This is a genomic window from Kosakonia sp. MH5 (assembly GCF_009935945.1).
GTDB lineage: Bacteria > Pseudomonadota > Gammaproteobacteria > Enterobacterales > Enterobacteriaceae > Kosakonia > Kosakonia radicincitans.
The window spans coordinates 59,965-81,094 of the sequence record NZ_QODH01000010.1 but is presented as its reverse complement, the minus strand read 5'-3'; the positions used below and the strand labels follow the sequence as shown (position 1 = coordinate 81,094).

Sequence of the window (21,130 nt, the reverse complement as noted above, 5' to 3'; positions counted from 1 at the left end):
CGTCTTATGGATCGCGCGATATATACCGCGATGGGTGCCGCGAATGCGGCGCTTAATCGCCAGGCGGTAACCGCAAACAATCTGGCCAACACCTCAACCAACGGCTTTCGCGCTCAGATAGCGGCTTATCGCGCTATTCCGGTGCACGGCCCGTCGGTTGAAACCCGCACGATGGTGGCGGCGTCCACGCCGTGGAGCGATGACACGATGGGTGCCATCAATCCGACCGGGCGCGATCTGGATGTTGCGCTGCCGCAGAACGGCTGGCTGGCAGTACAACTGCCGGATGGCAGCGAAGGCTATACCAAAGACGGCAACATTGAAGTGGATGCCGAAGGCACGTTGCGGGTTCGCGGTATGCCGTTGATGAGCGATGGCGGCCCGGTAACCGTGCCGCCGCAAGCCAAATTGACCATTGCGCCGGACGGCACAATCACCGCGCTTGGTGCGGGCGATGAACCGACAGCGGTGGCGCAGGTTGGGCGGCTGAAGATGGTGAATGCCTCTCCGGCACTGCTGAAAAACGGCGATGACGGTCTGTTTCACGTTGCCGATCCGACGACCCCGGCGACGCTTCCCGCCGACGCGAATCTCAAATTGATGCCCGGCATGCTGGAAGGCAGCAACGCCAGCCCGATGAAATCAATGGTGGAGATGATCGCAACGGCCCGTGGTTTTGACATGAACATGAAAGTCATTACCACCGTGGATGACAACGAAAAAAGCGCCAACCAGTTACTGAGCGCCGGTTAATCCTGGCGAGGAGAAAGAGAATGATCCGTTCCCTGTGGATTGCAAAAACGGGCCTTGAAGCTCAGCAAACCAATATGGATGTAATTTCCAACAACCTGGCGAACGTCAGCACCAATGGCTTTAAACGCCAGCGCGCTGTGTTTGAAGATTTGATTTACCAGACATTGCGCCAGCCGGGAGCGCAGTCTTCCGAACAGACCACTATTCCTTCTGGCTTGCAGTTAGGGACCGGGGTTCGTCCGGTGGCGACCGAGCGTATTCACAGCCAGGGTAGCCTGACGCAGACCAATAACACCAAAGACGTGGCGATTGAAGGCGGCGGTTTCTTCCAGGTGCTGCTGCCGGACGGTACCACGGCCTACACCCGCGATGGCTCGTTCCAGTTCGATCAGAATGGGCAACTGGTGACCTCCAGCGGCTATCAGGTGCAGCCTGCCATCACCATTCCGCAGGAAGCGCAAAGCCTGACTATCGGCAGCGATGGCACGGTCAGCGTCACGGTCGCCGGGCAGACTGCGCCGCAGCAGGTTGGGCAACTGACGCTGTCGTCATTTATCAATGATTCCGGCCTGGAAAGTATTGGCGAAAACTTATACCGCGAGACGCAATCTTCCGGCGCACCGAATGAATCAACCCCCGGTCTGAACGGTGCTGGCACCCTGAAACAGGGCTACGTGGAAACCTCCAACGTTAACGTAGCGGAAGAGCTGGTCAACATGATCCAGACCCAGCGCGCTTATGAAATCAACAGTAAAGCGGTTTCAACCTCTGACCAGATGCTGCAACGCCTGACTCAACTTTGATCTTTAGCCGCGGGTTCACTCGCGGCTGCTTTTCCTTTAGTGACTGAGATGACCAATCACCTTTGCTCTCTGCCTCTGCTCCGTCGTCTGGCAACGACCCTTATTCTGCCGTTTGTGATCGCTGGCTGCGCGTATATCCCGCAAAAGCCGCTGGTGGATGGCGAAACCAGCGCGGCGCCCGCACCCGTTGCGGCGGCCGCGGTCAATGGAGCGATTTTCCAGTCGGGGCAGGCGATGAACTATGGGTATCAACCGCTGTTTGAAGACCGCCGTCCACGGAACATCGGCGACACGCTGACCATCGTGCTGCAAGAAAATGTCAGTGCCAGCAAGAGCTCTTCCGCCAATGCCTCGCGTGATGGCTCGACGGATGTCGGCATTACGGCTGTGCCTGGTTTTATGTCCGGGCTGGTTGGCCGCGGGAAGGCGGACGCCTCGTTCAGCGGCAGCAACGATTTTGCCGGTAAAGGCGGCGCGGCGGCAAAAAATACCTTCAGCGGCACCATCACCGTCACGGTGAAACAGGTGCTGGAAAACGGCAACCTGGCTGTGGTGGGCGAAAAACAGATCGCCATCAACCAGGGGACTGAATTTATACGTTTTTCCGGCATCGTGAACCCACGCACCATCAGCGGCAGCAATACGGTTGTTTCCACCCAGGTGGCGGATGCGCGCATTGAATATGTGGGCAATGGCTACATCAACGAAGCACAACAAATGGGCTGGTTGCAGCGGCTGTTCCTTAACCTTTCTCCGATGTAATTGATGATGAAAACTGCTTTTTTAACCTGCTTTATGGCGCTGCTTTGCCTGCTGTTACCGGCAACAGCCAGCGCAGAACGTATCCGCGATCTGACGACGGTAGAAGGCGTTCGCAGTAACTCTCTGATGGGCTACGGCCTGGTGGTTGGGCTGGACGGTACCGGCGACCAGACCATGCAAACGCCTTTCACCACGCAAAGCCTGAACAACATGCTGTCGCAACTGGGCATTACGGTGCCCGCAGGCGTCAACATGCAGTTGAAAAACGTGGCGGCGGTGATGGTGACTGCCGAGTTACCGCCTTTTGCCCAGCCAGGCGCGAAAATTGACGTGGTGGTTTCCTCGATGGGTAACTCGAAAAGCCTGCGCGGCGGCACGCTGCTGATGACGCCGCTGAAAGGGGCCGACAGCCAGATTTATGCGCTGGCGCAGGGGAACCTGCTGGTTTCCGGTGCGGGTGCGCAGGCAGGCGGCAGCCGGGTGCAGGTCAATCAGCTTAACGGTGCCCGCATCAGCGGCGGTGCGACGGTAGAGCGTAGCGTCCCGTCAGGTTTTGCCGGGCAGAATACGTTGATGCTGCAACTGAATAATGAAGATTTTACCGTCGCGCAGCAGATCAGCGACGCCATCAACCGACGCTACCCTGGCAGCGCCAGCGCGCAGGATTCCCGTACTGTGAGCCTGCGTGCGCCGTTAGACAGCGCATCACGCGTGCGTTTTCTTGCCGAAGTGCAGGATATTCCGCTGCGTGTTGATGCAGGCGATGCGCGGATCATTATCAACTCTCGTACCGGTTCGGTGGTGATCAATGGTCGCGTGGCGCTGGATTCCTGTGCCGTTGCGCAGGGCGATCTGGCGGTCGAAGTGAACCGAACCAACCAGGTCAACCAGCCGAACACGCCGCTGGCGGGCGGACAAACCGTGGTGACGCCGAATACGCAGTTGTCGGTGCGCGAGCAAAATGGCTCCCTGCAACGGGTTAACACCAGCACCGATCTGAACAGTGTGGTCAGAGCGCTGAACAGCCTGGGCGCGACGCCGAACGACTTGATGGCGATTCTGCAATCGATGAAAGCCGCAGGCTGCTTGCGGGCGCGTCTGGAGATCAACTAATGAATAGCGCCAGCGTCTCGCAGGGGGCGGCATTTGATGCGCGTTCGCTTGATAAGCTGAAACTGGCAGTCAGGGATGACTCGCCAGACGGGCTTAAAGCGGCGGCAAAACAGATGGAAGGTCTGTTTGTGCAGATGATGCTGAAAAGCATGCGCCAGGCCTCGTTCAAAGATGGCCTGTTCAACACCCAGCAGTCTGAGATGTTCACCTCGATGTACGATCAACAGGTGGCGCAGAACATCGCTGATAAAGGGCGAATGGGCTTTGCGGACCTGATGATCCAGCAGATGACCGGTAAAGCCGCGAGTGCGGGCAACGTGACGACAACGCAGGAAGTGCCGCTGAGTATCAGCCCGGCGCAAATGCTTGTCGCGCCGCTGCATTCCGCAGCGCCAGCGGTGAACGCCGACGTGGAAAATACGCCAGAACCAGAACCAGAGGCACAGCCTAAAACGGCGGCCATTTCCGGGGAAGGGTTTATTTCACGCCTGATGGCACCAGCGATGAAAGTGGCGCGTATGAGCGGGATCCCGCATCAGTTGATTATTGCGCAGGCCGCGCTGGAATCGGGCTGGGGACGCCGGGAAATTATGACCAATGACGGCAAACCCAGCCATAACCTGTTTGGTGTCAAAGCGACAAGTCACTGGGAGGGGGAAACCACGGAAATTACCACCACAGAATATGAGAATGGCGTCGCGCAAAAAGTAAAAGCGAAATTTAAAGTTTATGATTCTTATGCTGACGCGCTGGCTGATTATACATCGTTAATAAGTAGTAATCCTCGTTATAGAAATGTTGTTAATTCAGATTCACCGGAAATAGCCGCAAAAGCACTGCAATCCGCAGGTTATGCGACCGATCCGGCGTATGCGAAAAAACTCATTAATATAGTTCAGCAGGTCAGGCAGCATGTGAATCAGGCGGTGGATGCGTGGTCGTCAGATTTTTCTTCATTATTTTAAGCTCCGGGCTTTAGTGAATTATTACCGGGCCGATTAAATATATAGAGCGTATTTTTACCGGAGATAATGGATCTCCTCTTCCGATCATGGTCGATAATTTATGAATTTATTCAATCTTGCCCAAAGTGGGCTGAGTGCTGCTCAAAACGCATTGAATGTCGTCGGTAATAACCTGACCAATGCGACGACATCAGGCTATAGCCGACAGAATATTATTCTGGGAGAAGCGGGTGGTAAATCCACAAATTACGGCTTCTTCGGCTACGGCGTAAAAACAGGCGACGTGCAGCGTGCCTATGATGGTTTTATTAGCAATCAGGTACGCGGCGCAGCCACTCAATATATGTCATTAACGGGTCGTTACGAGCAAGTTAGCCAAATTGATAATATGTTGGGCGACAGTACCAATAATATTTCAACCAGCATGGATGGACTGTTTGAAGCCATGGAAGCCGTGAGTAAAGATCCGGTTGATCCTGCGGCTCGTCAGGGCGTACTGGCGCAATTTAATGCCATTGCTAACCAATATCGTTCAAACAGCTCAACATTAAACGGTCTTGAGAAAAGTACGAATACACAAATTGATCAGACCGTGACGGATATTAATGCCTGTACCAAACAACTTGCCGAACTGAATCAGCAGATTGAGAAGATTCACGGGCAGACCGGTGGTATGCCATCCGATTTACTCGATCAGCGCGACCAGCTATTAAATCAGCTGAGTCAGAATATCGGCATTAAGGTTAGCGAGAATAAAGAGACCGGCACGGTTGATGTCTCGATGGGTAATGGTATGGCGCTGGTCAGCGGCGGTAAGTCGTACCAGTTGCAGGCCAGCACTTCCGCAGAAAACCCGGCGCAGACGGTGGTTTCCTATGTCGATGCCTCCGGCAATGCGCTGGCGCTGGATGAAAATGCGACCTCCGGCAAGCTGGGCGGGCTGTTTAAATTCCGTAATGAAGATCTGGTTTCCGCGCGCGATCAACTGAACCAGCTGGCGCTGCAAATGGCAAACAAGTTCAACGAAGTGAACGGTAACGGTTACGATCTGAACGGCAACGCTGGCGGCGATATTTTCTCCATTGGTAACCCGCAGGCGGTTGGCAATACCGACAATGCGGGCAGCGGCTCGCTGGATGTCTCTTTTACCGATATCACGGCAGTGAAATCACAAGATTATCAGCTGGTCTATAACGGGCCGGGCAGCACCGACTGGACGGTAACCACCCGCGACGGGCGCGCCATCACGCCGACCATCGGCGGCAATGGCGAACTGGAATTCGAGGGAATTTCCATTATGCCTGGCGGTACGCCGCAACCGGGCGACAGCTTTACGCTTAACCCGACCGATGGCGCAGCCGATCGCATCGCCGTTGCCATTACCGATGGCGATGAAATTGCGGCCTCTTCTTCTGCTGATCCGACAGAGGAGAGCAACAACGAAAACATCCTCGCGTTAATCGGCATTAAAGATGAGGAAGTGGTAGGCAAGATGACGCTGTCAGGTGCGTATGCCAGCCTGGTCAGTTCCGTCGGTTCATCGGTGAGCGCGCTGAAGGGGGACATTACCACCTCCGCCAAAGTCTACGACCAGTGGTCGCTGCAGCAGCAGTCGGTCTCCGGCGTCGATATGAATGAAGAGTACGTCAATATGCAGATGTTCTCTCAGTACTACCAGGCGAATGCGCAGGTATTACAAACGGCGACCACCATTTTCGACACCATTTTAAGTATCCGTTAAGCCTGCGGCCAGCCAGGCTGGCCCACGCTATCCACTCTACAGGGATAAATGATGCGTCTTAGCACACAGTTTATGTTTCAGAGCCGGATTGACAGCCTGTCGAAGGCGATGACCGGTTATAACGATCTCTCCAGCCGCTTGTCTGCCGGACAAACGCTGCTGACGCCGTCTGACGATCCGACCGGCGCTTCACAGGCGGTAACGCTGCAAAGCGCGCTGTCGAGAATGAGCCAGTTCGATATGGCGCGCACTTACGCGCAGGACGCGCTGGGCCAGGAAGATAACACTCTCGGTTCGATTGCCAATCTGCTGTCTGAAGATCTGAGTGAAAAAATCGTCGCCGCGGGTAATGGCGCCTATTCTGATGAAGATCGTCAGGCGCTGGCGACGGAATTGCAGGGGATCCGCGACAACTTACTGGATCTGGCGAACACCAAAAACAGCGATGGCCGCTATATCTTCGGCGGCTACAAAACCGGTTCTGCGCCTTTCCAGGATGATGGCACTTACGTTGGCGGTGATACGGCGATGACGCAAGTGGTTTCTGACAGCACCGAAATGCAGGTCGGTCACACTGGCAGCGATGTCTTTATGAGCGGTACGGCGGATGATCTGTTTGCCTCGCTGGATGCGGCTATCTCAGCATTACAACAACCGGTGACCAACGATGCCGATCGTCAGGCGTTGCAGGATACGCTGGACAGCACCAACCGCAGCATCAAGAGCAACATCGATAACCTCGGTAAAGTGCGCGCCGTCGTCGGCACCAACTTACAGCAACTGGAAACGCTCGGTTTCAGCGCGGATGCGCTGGGGATTGATACCCAAAGTCATCTGCAAGAGACGTTAGGTTCCGACTGGGATTCGATGATCACTCTGCTGTCACAGTCAAAAATGTCTGAGTTCGCGCTGAATTCATCGATGACGGTTTTTCAGTCGATGCAACAACTGAATATCTTCAACATCGTTGGTTAACCCTCGCGGTATTTTTTTTATTGTTTATCGGCAGGAGCGAAATTAAAACCACACGGAAAAATATCGTTAAAAGATATTTTGTGGCGCTCCTTTACTTCAAAGGTCTCTCTATGTTTAAAGAGTTAAAAATTTCAACCGGGATCAGTATTGTTCTCGGTGTTATTGTTGTCTGTATTATTTTTGTTTCATCTTATGGAATGAGTAATGCGCTGACTGCGGCAGATAATTTCGATGCAACTGTCGTAGCGAATAAAAAAATTGATACGCTTAATGATGCATTAATCAGCGTAAACAGTAGCGTTTCCCGCGTGAATGCCATGATGCTGGCCGTCATGCTGCAGCAGGAAATAAAACAAGACGATATTGCGGAGATCAGTGCCACGCTGACTGACGCACAAAAAAAGGTGAATACCTTCGCCACCTCGCCTTTCGATGATGAAACCGAGAAAAAAATCGGCCATGACATTCAGCAGAGTTTTGAAGCGGTAATTTCTACCACATTGAATAAAAAGGAATTTATCACCAATCCAGGCAACTATCACGGTAACCTGCTGGCAGAATCCAAACAGCGTATTGCCTTGCAGGATCGTGTTTCTCAATACGTAGAGTACGCAAATCGTCTGCTTAAGCAGTACGGTGAAACTTCGCACGGGCACATTCAGAAAATGATTATTTTCACTGCCGTGGCACTGGTTGTGGCCCTGCTGTGTGCTTTCCTTTCCCGCCAGTGGCTTAAGCGAACGCTGTTCCGACGTTTGGAGCAGGTGAAACAGTCTTTCCAGTTGATTGCTACCGGCAACCTGAGCGAAGCGATTGATATTGGTGCAAAAAACGAAATTGGCGAGATGCTGATTGAAGTCGAAAAGATGCGTCTGTCGCTGACCGATACGGTCTATGGCATTCGTAACGGCGTGAAGCATATTTATGGTAATGCGCAAGAAATCGCCAACAGCAACAACGATCTCTCTTCACGTACCGAAGAGCAGGCTTCCGCGCTGCAACAAACCGCAGCCAGCATGGAAGAGCTGAAAATCACCGTGCGTCAGAACGCCGACAACGCCCACAGCGCGAAACAACTGGCGGAAAGCGCCAGCAGCAGCGCGCAAAGTGGTGGTGAAGTGATGGGCAATCTTGAGCGCATCATGGAAGAAATTACGGTTAACTCCCGTCAAATTGCCGACATCAACAGCGTTATTGACAGCATTGCTAACCAGACCAACATCCTGGCGCTTAACGCGGCAGTGGAAGCGGCCCGCGCCGGGGAACAGGGGCGTGGCTTTGCCGTGGTCGCAGGCGAAGTGCGTAACCTGGCAAAACGCAGCGCCGATGCTGCTAAAGAGATCCGTCAGCTGATCAACACCTGCGTGGCGAATATGAATACCGGCTCGCAGGAAGTGCAACTGGCCGGTACATCGATGCAGGAGATAGTTAAGTCTGTTATCCAGGTGACTGATATTATGGCGGAAATCGCTTCTGCTTCTGAAGAGCAAAGCACCGGCATCAACCAGATTGCCCAGGCGGTCAACGAAATGGACCTCGTCACGCAGCAGAACGCCACGATGGTTGAGCAGGCGGCAGGTACGGCCACGAATGTCGAACAGCACGCCCGTAATCTCGATCAGATTGTCGCGGAGTTTACGGTGAATGAGCACCATGTTTCGGCCGTAGCCCGTGAGCGAAATAAGGTTGAAGTTCCCCGCGTGGTTAATTCTCCGGTTATTCGGGAATTCTCACCTGCGCCAAAAACAGAAGGTGAATGGGAAACCTTTTAATTTCTGTCGTGCCGCCATGACGTAAATAAGGAGTATGTTTCACTTTCCGTTCGCTTATCGGGCTATTTGATTTGGCGATTATTAATAATAATTTAAATATATTAATAGCACTTCGGGAATGGTTATAGTGAATGGGATTTATCGCTCTGACGGCACAATTCAGAAAGAACAACTATGGCCTAAATATGGTTATTTAGTCCGCTACGAAGCACTGAAATTACAATCCAAATTATCATCAAGCGTTGATATTGACGATTTAATTCAGGCAGGCGCCATTGCGCTTCTGGATGCAGTAGAACAGTTTGATCCGACTAAAGGGGTCAAGATGAGCGTTTATATTGCACAACGCCTTCGCTGGGCATTTATGGATGAATTACGCGAACATGACTGGGTTCCTCGCCGCGTTCGCCGTAAATCCCGCGAAGTCTCTGCCGCGATTATGCGGGTGGAACAGAGCACCGGCGGTGTTGCTTCGGAAGCGGATGTTGCAGCGGAAATGGGAATGTCGCTGCAGGAGTATCAGCAGACGCTGGCAGATACGAATACCAGCATGCTCTGCTCGCTGGATGAGCTCCAGGAGCTGCTGGCAGATGGTCTTGAACTGGAAGAGATGGAACAGGATCACTTAGACCCGTTGCATGATGCGCTGTTAGGCGATCTGACAAAGCAAGTCAGCAATGAGATCAAAGCGTTGCCGGAAAGAGAGCAGATGCTGCTGAATCTTTATTATCAACAAGATTTGAATATGAAAGAGGTTGGCGTGCTGCTGGGCATTACGGAAACACGCGTGAGCCAGCTGCATAGCCAAACAATTAAACGATTACGGGCCCGCCTGGAAGATCGTGGGTGGGAATAATAAGGGTACGTTTACCATGAATGTGACAGCGTTTGACGAGCCACTGCAATGTATCCGGGATATGAATCTTTCTTACCTGCTGCTGGCGCAGCGGTTAATTATGGAAGACAAATTATCCGCTACATTTCGCCTTGGGCTAAATGAATCAACAATTGATATGTTGAAAGATTTATCGCTTTCACAGCTTATTAAACTTTCATCAACAGGCCAGCTAATATGCCGTTTGCGCATTGACAGCGATATGGTTATCGACTGTCTGACGAAAGATTCGCGTATTGATGCTTTACAAAACATTCATACTGGAATCATTTTGTCTACAGAATTACTTAATTCTCTTGCCGAGGAAGAACGTCCGGCGGCCTGACAGGGAAATATCTATGTGTGAGAAAAGCATCATCTCTGAAATCAAGGATGCGCAAATCGCCGTGGAATTGATTTCCTTTGGTGCACGGATGCAAGTCCTCGAGAGCGAAACAAGTTTAAGTCGCCGCAAGCTTTTAAAACTCTATAAAGAAATTAAGGGATGTTCACCACCGAAGGGGATGTTACCGTTTTCCGCGGACTGGTATATGTCCTGGGAACAGAATATTCACTCATCGATTTTCTATAATATTTATCGTTATCTGGAAAAAACCGAAGGTGGCCGTCCTGTTGAAACAATGCTGAAAAGTTATCGTCTGTACCTTGAGAATAGTCTTGACGGCAAAGATAAAAAACCTGTGCTCGGTATTACTCGCGCATGGACGTTATTACGATTTGTTGATTGCGGCATGATCAGGCATACGGAATGTTGCTCTTGTGGTGGTTCGTTTATTACTACACAGGAGAGCCCTGACGCTATATACACTTGCAGTTTGTGTTTTCCGCCTTCGCGAGCAATTAAACGTGTCAATCCGGAAGTTTTTTTAATGGATCGGTACCGGTAAATATTGGCTCACTGCTATGTACATCACCACCCCGTGAATAACGGCAGCGATGCGTGCCTGGTTACGCGCTTATATGCATGGAATAAAGATGATAAACGGACGTTTAGATTATTAAGGAGTTAACGTGTTAGTCATTATTGGCTATGTCGTGGTATTTGCAGCCGTATTTGGTGGCTTTGCTATCAGTGGCGGTAATCTCGGCGCACTCTTTCAGCCGACTGAATTATTAATCATCGGTGGCGCCGGCCTGGGCGCTTTTCTGGTGGGGAATAATGGCAAAGCGATCCGCGCGACCATGAAATCTTTTCCTCGTTTATTTCGGGGTTCGTATTACACCAAAGCGTTATACATGGATTTAATGGCGCTGATGTATCTGCTGTTGTCAAAAAGCCGTCAAAGTGGGGTTGTTGCGCTGGAGAACGACATCGAAGATCCGCAAAACAGCGCCATCTTTTCCGCCTATCCGCGCCTGCTGGCGGATTCCGAAATCATGAATTTCCTTGTCGATTACCTGCGTCTGATAATCAGCGGCAATATGAATGCCTTTGAAATGGAAGCGCTAATGGATGAGGAGATCGAGACCTGCGAGCACGAACACGACGTTCCGGCGAACAGTATCAATGCCGTGGGTGATGCGCTGCCTGCATTTGGTATCGTTGCGGCGGTGATGGGCGTGGTCAATGCGCTGGCGGCGGCGGATCGCCCGGCGGCGGAGCTGGGTGAACTGATTGCCCATGCGATGGTAGGTACTTTCCTCGGCATCCTGATTGCTTACGGCATGGTTCTGCCGCTGGCAACGTTGCTGCGTCAGCGTAGCGCCGAACATTTGAAAATGCTGGAGTGCATTAAAACCACGCTGCTGTGCAGTATTCATGGTTATGCGCCGCAGATTGCCGTTGAATTTGGCCGTAAAACGCTCTATTCGACTGAGCGCCCGAGTTTTGCTGAACTTGATGAGCACGTGCGCGAAGTCCGCTCCTCTTCATCGTCCGTACCGACGGGAGAGGCAACGTGAAGAAAAAGTCAGCCGCAACCATTGTTGTCCGCAAATTCAACCGAAAAAAACATGAGTCGCACGGCGGCTCATGGAAAATCGCCTACGCGGACTTTATGACCGCGATGATGGCTTTTTTCCTGGTGATGTGGCTGCTCTCATCCTCTTCTCCGGAGCAGCGTATGCAGATCGCTGAATATTTCAAAGTCCCGCTGAAAAACGCGCTGGCGAAGGGCGATAAAGCCAGCCTGAGCGACAGTGTGATCCCCGGCGGCGGGGACGATCCCCTGAAAAATGACGGGGAAGTCTTCAAAAAGACGTTGAATAAAATTGATGATAAAAAGCGGGAAGCGAATCTGAAGCGCGCCAGAAACAAGCTGCAAAGCCTGATTCAAACCGATCCACGTCTGAACAATTTCACCTCTAATTTACGGCTTTCGCTGACCGATGATGGTCTGCTTATTCAGATCACCGACAGCGCCGATCGCCCGATGTTTAAAGTCGGCAGCCCGGTTCCGGAGAGCTATATGGTGAATATCCTCCAGGCTCTGGTTCCGGTACTGAATGAATTGCCTAACCGCATCATTATGACCGGCCATACCGATGCGCTGCCGTATGCCAATGGCGAAGCGGGTTACAGCAACTGGGAACTCTCCTCCGATCGCGCCAACGCCTCGCGTCGCATTCTGGTTAGCGCCGGGCTTGGCAGCAATAAATTTATCCGGGTGATTGGTACCGCCGACACGATGGTGCAGTCGGGAACGATCGCCGACGACCCGATTAACCGGCGTATCAGTATCCTGGTGCTCAGCCAGGAGCGCGCCAAACAAATCCTGCAGGAAGATGTGCTGCTACGTGACCCTGTCTCTCTGTCGGATGAGAGTAAAAAAGCGGAGCAGGGTGCAGCAGCACCTGCAACGGAATCAACAGTCAAAACGGCCATGGAGAATAACTAAGTGGATATCAGCGACTTTTATCAGGCTTTTTTTGATGAGGCTGACGAGTTGTTGGCCGACATGGAAAAGCACCTGCTTGACCTCGATCTGCTGTCGCCAGACAGAGAAGTATTGAATGCCATTTTTCGCGCCGCCCACTCGATAAAAGGGGGAGCCGGTACGTTTGGTTTTTCTGCGCTGCAGCAGACGATGCATATTCTGGAAAATCTCCTCGATGATGTTCGTAGCGACAAGCTGCGGATTACAGAAGAGATTCGAAGTTTGTTTTTGGAAGGTAAGGACATCATGCAGGATCAACTGGACGCCTACAAATCCTCCTCTGAACCGGATCAGGAGGCTTATCAGTATATTTGCGAAGCGCTACGGCAAATTGCTAACGACCACGCAGCACAGCCGCCCGTTGCGGCGGTTGTCCCGGCGGCTATCGTCGCGCCAGTGACGGCCTCTGCCATCGCGGTGCCGGCGGAAGCTGAAGAGGGCGAACCGCGCCTGCTCATCGTGCTGCAAAAAGTGAAAGATGAGGATCAGGATCCGCTGCTGGAAGAGCTGGCGAATCTGGGGAGCATCAGCGATGTACAGCGTGAAAACGGCGCTCTGCAACTGGTATTGCAAACCACCACCAGCGCCGATGATATCCAGGCGGTACTGTGCTTTATTCTGGAACCGGAGCAGATAACCATCTCTCCGGCACCAGCTAAAGCTGCTACTCCGCTGGCCGTTGAGGAGGCTGCTGTGCCGGAAGTGGCAGAAAGCAGCGCGGTTGCGCAGCCTGTTGCTGGCGCATCAGCACAGCCGCGTCCTTCGCGACCGGAATCTTCACGCAACCGCCCGCAGGCGGCGGAAGCGAGCAGCATTCGCGTAGCGGTGGAAAAAGTGGATCAGATCATCAACCAGGTTGGCGAACTGATCATCACGCAGGCGATGCTGTCGCAGCTTTCCGGCACCCTTGATTCATCAAGCCACGATACCCTGCTCAATACCATTGTTCAGCTTGAGCGTAATGCCCGCGACCTTCAGGAATCGGTGATGTCTATCCGCATGATGCCGATGGATTACGTCTTTAGCCGCTTCCCGCGTCTGGTTCACGATCTGGCGGCGAAACTGAATAAAGAGGTGGAGCTGACGCTGGTGGGCGGCTCCGCGGAACTGGACAAACGCCTGATCGAACAGATCGTCGATCCGCTGACGCATCTGGTGCGTAACAGCCTCGATCACGGAATTGAACCGGTTGATGTGCGTCGCGCCAACGGCAAGCCGGATAAGGGCAATCTGGTGCTCTCTGCGGAACATCATGGCGGCAATATCATTATTGAAGTGAGCGATGACGGTGCCGGATTGAACCGCGAAAAAATTCTCGCGCGGGCGCAGGCTCAGGGCATGTTGATCAGCGAAAACATCAGCGATGAAGATGTGTGGATGCTGATTTTCGCCGCCGGGTTCTCCACCGCAGAAAAAGTGACGGATATCTCCGGTCGCGGCGTGGGTATGGACGTTGTGCGCCGTAATATCCAGGAGATGGGCGGCCATATCACCCTCCATTCTGAGCAGGGTAAAGGTTCGACTATCAGGATTATTTTGCCGCTGACGCTGGCAATCCTTGATGGCATGTCGGTTCGCATCGGTTCTGAGATCTATGTGTTGCCGCTCGGCAGCATGATGGAATCGTTAATGCTTTCTGAAACGAAAATGCACCGTATGACCGGTGGTGAACGGATGTTGCAGGTGCGCGATGAGTATTTGCAGCTTGTCGAACTGGGACAACTCTTTGGCATTCACGAAGCGGATTACGACATCAGCGAGGGGATTGCCGTGATTGTACAGAGCGCGGGCAATCGCTATGCCCTGCTGGTGGATCAACTGATCGGTCAGCATCAGGTGGTAGTGAAAAACCTTGAGCAAAACTACCGCAAAATACCGGGCATTTCTGCCGCCACCATTCTGGGGGACGGCAGCGTGGCGTTAATACTGGATGTCGCCGTGTTAACGACATTAGCCAAAAAAAGAGATGCGTTGACAATGGTGCCTGAATCACAGGTTGAAAGGTTATTAAATGAACTTAACTGATACAGAAAAGCAATTGAAGGATGACGCGGGGCATGAATTCCTCGCCTTCCGTCTGGGTAATGAAGAGTACGGCATTGAGATCCTGAAAGTGCAGGAGATCCGTGGCTACGATCGCGTGACGCGTATTGCCAATACGCCGGACTTTATCGCTGGCGTCACCAATCTGCGCGGCGTGATTGTGCCAATTGTCGATCTGCGGGTGAAATTCGCTCTTGAGTCGGCCAATTTTGATGACAACACCATTGTGATTGTCCTCAGCCTGAACAGCAGCCGCGTGGTGGGCATTGTCGTTGATGGCGTTTCCGATGTGCTGTCGCTGGACGCCGCGCAGATTAAACCTGCGCCGGAATATACCGTCGCGCTCTCCACGCAATATTTGCTGGGCCTCGGTTCGATGGGTGAGCGGATGTTGATTCTTGTGGATATCGAAAAACTGTTAAACAGTGATGAGATGGAACTGATCGATAAAGTCGCCGATAACGGCTTCAATTAATTCTTTCTGCGTTTTTATTTCACAAGCCTTTCCGGTTAACGGAGAGGCTTTTTTTATTGTTGCTTATTGATAAAAGAATGGGTGTGAGTTCGGAAAGAACACAGTAAAAAACGCCGCCTGTGTAATACGCGTAACGCTAACGCCGCGTCTTCGCTGTATTTCCACTCCCCTGAAAAAATTTACCCAATACGTCGATAAGAAACGTCTGCATGCCTGAATTCCATGCGGAAATGCTTTTTTGTGATATCGGCATTCATGCGCCGGGCAGCGAACAGGGTAATCTCAACGGCACTGATGAGAAAAACAAACCATTTGCCCCAGGTGTTCAGGCTAAGGTCTGGTAGTAATGCCCGGTCGATAAATCTGCATACATAAATGTGAAAAACGAGGGAGTGATATGAAAAGAAACATCGCTTGTCTGACGCTGGCCATTACCGCTCTGTTGGGCAGCGCGGCTGTTCCGGCTTTTGCTGCGCCCTTTCCGGTGACGCCTGACTTATCGGTACCGGTCAGCCAGTATGTGACGCAGGTTAATGCGGATAAAAGCATAACCTTTCGCCTTTTCGCGCCGGGCGCAAAACGGGTCTCGGTGATCACGGGTTCCACCCCGGACAGCTATGTTTCGCATGATATGAGTAAAGACGCCAGCGGCGTCTGGTCCTGGAAGAGCGGGGCGCTGGCACCGAACCTCTATGAGTACTATTTCGATGTTGATGGGTTCCGCTCGGTGGATACGGGAAGCCGTTTTCAGAAGCCGCAGCGCCAGGTGAATACCAGTTTGATTCTGGTGCCGGGCAGTATTCTCGACGATCGCGCTGTTCCTCATGGCGATCTGTTGACGGTGACTTATCACTCGAAAGAGCTGGGCTCCGAGCGGCGGGTCTATATCTGGACGCCGCCAGGTTATAACGGAAAAGGCGAACCGCTACCGGTGCTCTATTTCTACCACGGTTTTGGCGATACCGGCCTTTCCGCTATCGATCAGGGACGTCTGCCGCAGATCATGGATAACCTGCTGGCCGAAGGGAAAATCAAACCGATGCTGGTCGTGGTTCCGGATACCGAAACTGACATTGTGCAGGCTATCCCGGAGAATTTTCCGCCGAAAGATCGCCGCAAAACATTTTACCCTCTCAATGCCAAAGCGGCAGACCGCGAACTGATGCACGATATTATTCCACTGGTCGACGCGCGGTTTAATGTACGCAAAGACGCAAGCGGACGCGCGCTGGCAGGATTGTCGCAAGGGGGATATCAGGCGCTGGTTTCCGGGATGAACCATCTTGAAAGCTTCGGCTGGCTGGCAACCTTTAGCGGTGTCACCACCACAACGGTCCCTGACACAGGCGTTAGCGCGCAGTTCAGTAAACCGGCGTTAATTAATAAGCAACTGCATAATTTCACCGTTGTTGTCGGAGAAAAGGATTCTGTCACCGGAAAAGACATCGCCGGGCTGAAGAGCGAGCTGGAGAAACAGGGCATTAAGTTTGATTACAAAGTGTACCCCGGTCTGAACCATGAAATGGATGTCTGGCGTCCGGCGTATGCGGAGTTTGTCCAGAAACTGTTTAAGTAATGTAGTGCGCCCCTTCTGAACCAGGGGCGTTCCCACATCAGGTAAATCAATCATCCTTCTCTGGAGGCAAATTTGCCCATTGAAACGCACCGTCTGTATCTTCGTCCCGTCATCGCCTCCGATGTCGACGATCTGTTCAACATCTACGGCGATCCGGCGACGAACAGATTTAATCCGGCAGGGCCCTATCCGGATGTTCACTATGCAGAAACGGTTCTCGAACGCTGGATAGCGCACCGGGAGATAAACGGATTTGGACACTGGGCAATATCGCTTCTTGGCGATCCTGCACAGATCATCGGCTTTGGCGGGTTGAGTATCCGCAGCTATGCCGATACCACTATTAATAATTTAGGGTATCGTTTTGCCACCGCCGCGTGGGGGAAAGGCCTGGCGACTGAGTTTTCTCAATGCGCCGTCAAATATGGATTTGATGCGATTAAACTGGCTGAGATTTCTGCCGTTGTGAGAGGAAACCATCTGGCATCGCAAAAAGTTCTCGAGAAAACAGGGCTGAAATATATCAGAGAAATTCATGATGTTGAAAATGCGCCACCGAGCCTGCTTTACTCTCTTACCTTGAAGGAGTGGATGAGTGAAGCCAGGTGAATGGCTTCCTGGCAATGCGCTTACTTCAACGCCATGGCATCGCCATGGCGTTGGGCTGGAAGGGGCTGGTTCTGCTCAGGAAAGTATATTGGCGATGTCGTTTCGCTGTGTAGAGTGATAGAGCTTACCAGCCGGGCAATCCTTTTAATCACCTTACGATTCAGCAAATTAGACGAAACAAAATAGGATATTTTTCAGTGGCACTACTGTGCTAATTCCAGTCTGTAAGAAATTACGCTCATTCTCGCTTTAATAGTAATAAGATGAGTTTATGAATATTTCATATAACACTTTATTAATAAGCAAAGCACAGCTATGCTGCAGGTGTTAATCTTTAAAGTTGAATGCAAAAATGTATTTGCCTGCTGATCGCAACGATTTTCTGCCAGGGTTTATATTTTTAACGATAAAGGTTCTCAGTAATGAAGGTATTTAAGACGTGATTTGGGCTGGTGGTAAATCATAATGAAGAGAGAGAGTTTTATTGGGTTGACAATTCTTGTTGTTGTCTTCTTCGTGATGTCGATAATTTTATCCTTCCATATCTGGATCACCCGTGTACAGACAATCAACGATCTTAATACCAATGTTTCGAATTTAAGCCATACTCTCAATCTTTATTCTGAGGGGGTTATCCGGCAGGGCGAGATGCTCATAGAAAATCTTTCGGACATAACGGAAATTTATGGTGAAGACAAAAGCCAGATTACCAATATAAAGAAAATTCTTGCTGGTCAGGATGAATTGCTGGAGCAACTCAATAATGTTGTTATTTATGATGCTACTGGCAATACGCTCATCGCATTACACGAAAGGCTTTCTGGCCGCGCCAATAGCGCAGACCGTTTTTTCTTCGTTTATCATCAAAACAATACGTCCAAAAAAGTTTTTATTGGTCCTCCCGTAGTAAGCCGGACGAACGGGAAATGGGTGATAACCATCAGTCGCAGGCTGGAAGATCACCAGGGTAGATTTGCCGGGGTCGCCGTTCTCACTCTCAATATTGAAAATTTCCTTGAAACGTTTGGCAAGATCGATATTGGACATTCTGGTGCTATTGCATTAACAAGCGAGTCTGGAATATTACTGATACGCTATCCTTTTGACGATAAATATATTGGTCGGGTTATTTCCAATTCGCCACTTTTTACAACATACCTGAAAAACAGTAATTCCGGTACCGCAAGAAGTGTCTCTCGCTTTGACAATATACCACGGATGTATGCATTTCAAAAAAACAAACGATATGGATTAGTTACCACTGTCGCCGTGAGTATCGACGAAGGAATGTTGGCCTGGAAAAAACAATCAGAGATTCTGATAGTGATTGTTATTTTCCTGATGGGAGGCGTTATAACTTCAGGTTATTTTCTTCTGCGGGATATCCATCGGCGAGTGCGCACCAGTCGTGAATTGTCAAAAACTACTGAATCACTCATGACCGCAAATGAGAAATTAAAGGCTATGGCGGCTGAGGATAGTTTAACCGGGCTGGCGAATCGTCGCAAATTCGATGAGGCGCTGCCCCGTGAGGTATTACAGTGCGCCGTAAATAAGCATGCAATATCCTTGATGCTCATTGATATAGATTACTTTAAAAAATATAACGATAATTACGGGCATTTAGCGGGTGATGACTGTTTACGGCAAGTCGCAACATCCCTGAAAAAAACAATAAAAAGCAGCTCTGCGCTGGTTGCCCGCTATGGTGGAGAAGAGTTTGTTGTTATTCTTCCTGCAATCGATTTGATCGCGGCGGAAAAGAAAGCCAAAAAAATAATTCAAAGTATTTGTCAGGAAAATATCCCTCATGAATATAGCCCGTTCGGAATAGTGACCGTAAGCATTGGTATCGCTTCCGGCCCCGGTCCGGCAGTGAAAGGCAAGGAGACAACGCTTATCGAATTAGCTGATGATGCGCTTTATCACGCAAAATATGCCGGGCGTAATGGCTTTTTCTCCTCAACGCATCTGTTTTAGTTAATGTACGGTTGGTCCTGATTAACGCACGGCAGAGTATGGCTCGCTCTGCCGTGCCGATTCTCAGAAGGACGCGCGTTTGTACGCTTTATAGCGCGCATCCCAATAGATATTTTCGAGACGTGTTGTTAATTCCTCTTCACTCATCAGCGGGCCGACGCCCTCCTGCTGACCCGCCTGGGCTACCTGCAGGGCGATGGCTTTCGATACGGTTTCAATGATATCGACTGGCGGCAGCAGCCCTCCTTTCTCTGTATTTGCCAGCGGAGAGAATGCTGCAAGCGTTTTGCTGGCCACGCTCAGCATGGTGTCGGTGACGCGAGTTAACTTGCCTGCCAGTACGCCCAGACCTAATCCCGGGAAAATATACGCATTGTTGCACTGGGCTATTTCGTACGATTCATCCTGATAAAAGACCGGCTCAAAAGGGCTTCCCGTTGCAATGAGCGCGGCTCCCTGCGTCCATTCAATCAGATCCCGGGGCTGGGCTTCCGCGCGTGAGGTCGGGTTCGACAACGGCATGATAATGGGACGGGAACAGTGACGATGCATCTCTTTCACAATTTCTTCGCTGAAAAGACCGGGTTGCCCGGAAACGCCAATCAGTACGTTGGGATGGACATTTCGTACCACGTCCAGCAGAGACATATTCTCTGAATCGGTATCCCAGTCGGCGATAAGACGACGTGGCGTGACCAGTTTTTGCTGGAAATCCAGCAGATTAGGCATGTCATCTGTTAACAGGCCAAAGCGATCGATCATGAAAATGTTGTTGCGGGCTTCCTCCGGGGTCAGACCGTCGTCGACCATCAAGGCAATGATTTTCTCCGCGATGCCGCAGCCGGCGGAGCCGCTGCCGAGGAAAACCACGCGCAGATCGCGTAAGCGCATTCCCGCCGCCTGCGAAGCGGCAATCAGCGTGCCGGTGGTGACCGCTGCCGTTCCCTGAATATCATCATTAAAGCAGCACAGTTGGTGGCGGTAACGGTTCAGAAGTTTGGTCGCATTTTTCTGGGCAAAATCCTCAAATTGCAGGAGGACATTTGGCCAGCGCGCTTTGATGGCCTCAACGAACATATCCATAAATTCGATATAGTCTTCGTCGCTGATTCGCGGATGGCGCCACCCCATATACAGCGGATTTTCAAGATGCTGGCTGTTGTTGGTACCCACATCCAGCATGATAGGCAGCGTCGATGCCGGGTCAATTCCGCCGCACGCGGTATATAACGAAAGTTTGCCAATCGGGATCCCCATCCCTCCGATGCCCTGGTCGCCGAGACCGAGAATGCGTTCCCCATCGGTAACCACAATTACGCGAATATCATTGCGTGAAAAACTTTGCAGCATTTCATCGATGCGGTGCCGATCCGGCCATGAGATAAATAACCCTCTGGCGCGGCGATAAATCTCAGAAAAATGCTCACAGGCTTCGCCTACCGTTGGGGTGTAGATAATTGGCAGGGTTTCCTGCATATGACAGCGCAGAAGATTATAAAAAAGCGTCTCGTTGGTGTCCTGAATATTGCGTAAGTAAACATGGCGGGAGATGTCTTTTTTAAAATGACAAAATTGTTGCCATGCGCGTGCTGTTTGTTCTTCGATGGTTTCAACGTTATGCGGTAATAATCCATACAGATTAAAGGCCAGACGTTCATCCTCAGTGAATGCCAGCCCTTTATTAAGTAACGGGTTTTCCAGTAATACGGCACCATTATAAGGCGTATAAAGCGTTTCTTTGCGTAACATTATTGCTGCTCCTGACTAAATAATAACGGCACGGCTGCCGATG

General features: G+C 51.4%; 20 protein-coding genes. 19 read left to right on the top strand and 1 reads right to left on the bottom strand.

What is annotated here, in order from left to right; all coding sequences use genetic code 11:
* Positions 1-6: 6 nt before the first annotated feature.
* The 19 genes from DK872_RS22275 to DK872_RS22190 all read left to right on the top strand — a co-directional run bounded on the left by DK872_RS22275 (position 7) and on the right by DK872_RS22190 (position 19,338).
* A complete protein-coding gene (locus DK872_RS22275) occupies positions 7-753 on the top strand; it encodes a flagellar basal body rod protein FlgF (RefSeq protein WP_090398501.1) in 747 nt (248 codons plus the stop codon).
* Positions 754-773: 20 nt separating this feature from the next.
* Positions 774-1,556 carry a flagellar basal-body rod protein FlgG gene (flgG, locus tag DK872_RS22270; RefSeq protein ID WP_007370626.1) on the top strand — a complete coding sequence of 261 codons (783 nt, stop codon included), beginning with the start codon at positions 774-776 and terminating at the stop codon, positions 1,554-1,556.
* Positions 1,557-1,604: 48 nt separating this feature from the next.
* Positions 1,605-2,318, top strand: coding sequence for a flagellar basal body L-ring protein FlgH (locus tag DK872_RS22265; RefSeq protein ID WP_161518861.1), 714 nt, complete (start codon positions 1,605-1,607; stop codon positions 2,316-2,318).
* 3 nt (positions 2,319-2,321) lie between these two features.
* Positions 2,322-3,431, top strand: a complete 1,110-nt coding sequence (locus tag DK872_RS22260; protein WP_007370628.1) for a flagellar basal body P-ring protein FlgI — start codon at positions 2,322-2,324, stop codon at positions 3,429-3,431.
* On the top strand, positions 3,431-4,396 hold the full coding sequence (gene flgJ, locus DK872_RS22255; RefSeq protein WP_007370629.1) for a flagellar assembly peptidoglycan hydrolase FlgJ: 966 nt from the start codon (positions 3,431-3,433) through the stop codon (positions 4,394-4,396). The genes DK872_RS22260 and flgJ overlap by 1 nt, the downstream gene beginning before the upstream one ends.
* Before the next feature lie 100 nt (positions 4,397-4,496).
* The gene (gene flgK, locus DK872_RS22250) at positions 4,497-6,137 is read left to right on the top strand and encodes a flagellar hook-associated protein FlgK (RefSeq protein ID WP_071921256.1); all 1,641 of its coding nucleotides are present in this window, start codon (positions 4,497-4,499) and stop codon (positions 6,135-6,137) included.
* 48 nt (positions 6,138-6,185) lie between these two features.
* The gene (gene flgL, locus DK872_RS22245; protein ID WP_227136478.1) at positions 6,186-7,112 is read left to right on the top strand and encodes a flagellar hook-associated protein FlgL; all 927 of its coding nucleotides are present in this window, start codon (positions 6,186-6,188) and stop codon (positions 7,110-7,112) included.
* Between the two features lie 110 nt (positions 7,113-7,222).
* Complete coding sequence (locus DK872_RS22240; protein WP_035888271.1) at positions 7,223-8,884, top strand: methyl-accepting chemotaxis protein; 1,662 nt, start codon at positions 7,223-7,225, stop codon at positions 8,882-8,884.
* Positions 8,885-9,011: 127 nt separating this feature from the next.
* Complete coding sequence (locus DK872_RS22235; RefSeq protein WP_007370633.1) at positions 9,012-9,740, top strand: RNA polymerase sigma factor FliA; 729 nt, start codon at positions 9,012-9,014, stop codon at positions 9,738-9,740.
* Positions 9,741-9,756: 16 nt separating this feature from the next.
* A complete protein-coding gene (gene flhD / locus DK872_RS22230; RefSeq protein WP_007370634.1) occupies positions 9,757-10,104 on the top strand; it encodes a flagellar transcriptional regulator FlhD in 348 nt (115 codons plus the stop codon).
* A gap of 13 nt (positions 10,105-10,117) precedes the next feature.
* A complete protein-coding gene (gene flhC, locus DK872_RS22225) occupies positions 10,118-10,666 on the top strand; it encodes a flagellar transcriptional regulator FlhC (RefSeq protein ID WP_007370635.1) in 549 nt (182 codons plus the stop codon).
* 124 nt (positions 10,667-10,790) lie between these two features.
* Entirely contained in the window at positions 10,791-11,681 is an 891-nt protein-coding gene (gene motA, locus DK872_RS22220; RefSeq protein WP_007370636.1) for a flagellar motor stator protein MotA, read from the top strand.
* Entirely contained in the window at positions 11,678-12,616 is a 939-nt protein-coding gene (motB, locus tag DK872_RS22215) for a flagellar motor protein MotB (RefSeq protein ID WP_161518860.1), read from the top strand. The genes motA and motB overlap by 4 nt, the downstream gene beginning before the upstream one ends.
* Positions 12,617-14,680: a chemotaxis protein CheA gene (gene cheA / locus DK872_RS22210; RefSeq protein WP_007370638.1), complete on the top strand. Its 2,064-nt coding sequence runs from the start codon at positions 12,617-12,619 to the stop codon at positions 14,678-14,680.
* A complete protein-coding gene (gene cheW, locus DK872_RS22205; RefSeq protein WP_007370639.1) occupies positions 14,667-15,173 on the top strand; it encodes a chemotaxis protein CheW in 507 nt (168 codons plus the stop codon). The genes cheA and cheW overlap by 14 nt, the downstream gene beginning before the upstream one ends.
* Positions 15,174-15,570: 397 nt before the next feature.
* A complete protein-coding gene (locus tag DK872_RS22200; RefSeq protein WP_161518859.1) occupies positions 15,571-16,749 on the top strand; it encodes an alpha/beta hydrolase-fold protein in 1,179 nt (392 codons plus the stop codon).
* 72 nt (positions 16,750-16,821) lie between these two features.
* Positions 16,822-17,358: a GNAT family N-acetyltransferase gene (locus DK872_RS22195; RefSeq protein WP_071921253.1), complete on the top strand. Its 537-nt coding sequence runs from the start codon at positions 16,822-16,824 to the stop codon at positions 17,356-17,358.
* Positions 17,345-17,476 carry a hypothetical protein gene (locus DK872_RS27845; protein ID WP_255466790.1) on the top strand — a complete coding sequence of 44 codons (132 nt, stop codon included), beginning with the start codon at positions 17,345-17,347 and terminating at the stop codon, positions 17,474-17,476. Before DK872_RS22195 ends, DK872_RS27845 begins: the two co-directional genes overlap by 14 nt.
* A 347-nt stretch (positions 17,477-17,823) precedes the next feature.
* Entirely contained in the window at positions 17,824-19,338 is a 1,515-nt protein-coding gene (locus tag DK872_RS22190; protein WP_071921252.1) for a sensor domain-containing diguanylate cyclase, read from the top strand.
* A gap of 63 nt (positions 19,339-19,401) precedes the next feature.
* Here DK872_RS22190 and DK872_RS22185 read toward each other — a convergent pair whose 3' ends face one another.
* Positions 19,402-21,087 carry an NAD-dependent malic enzyme gene (locus DK872_RS22185; RefSeq protein ID WP_071921251.1) on the bottom strand — a complete coding sequence of 562 codons (1,686 nt, stop codon included), beginning with the start codon at positions 21,085-21,087 and terminating at the stop codon, positions 19,402-19,404.
* Positions 21,088-21,130: the final 43 nt, after the last annotated feature.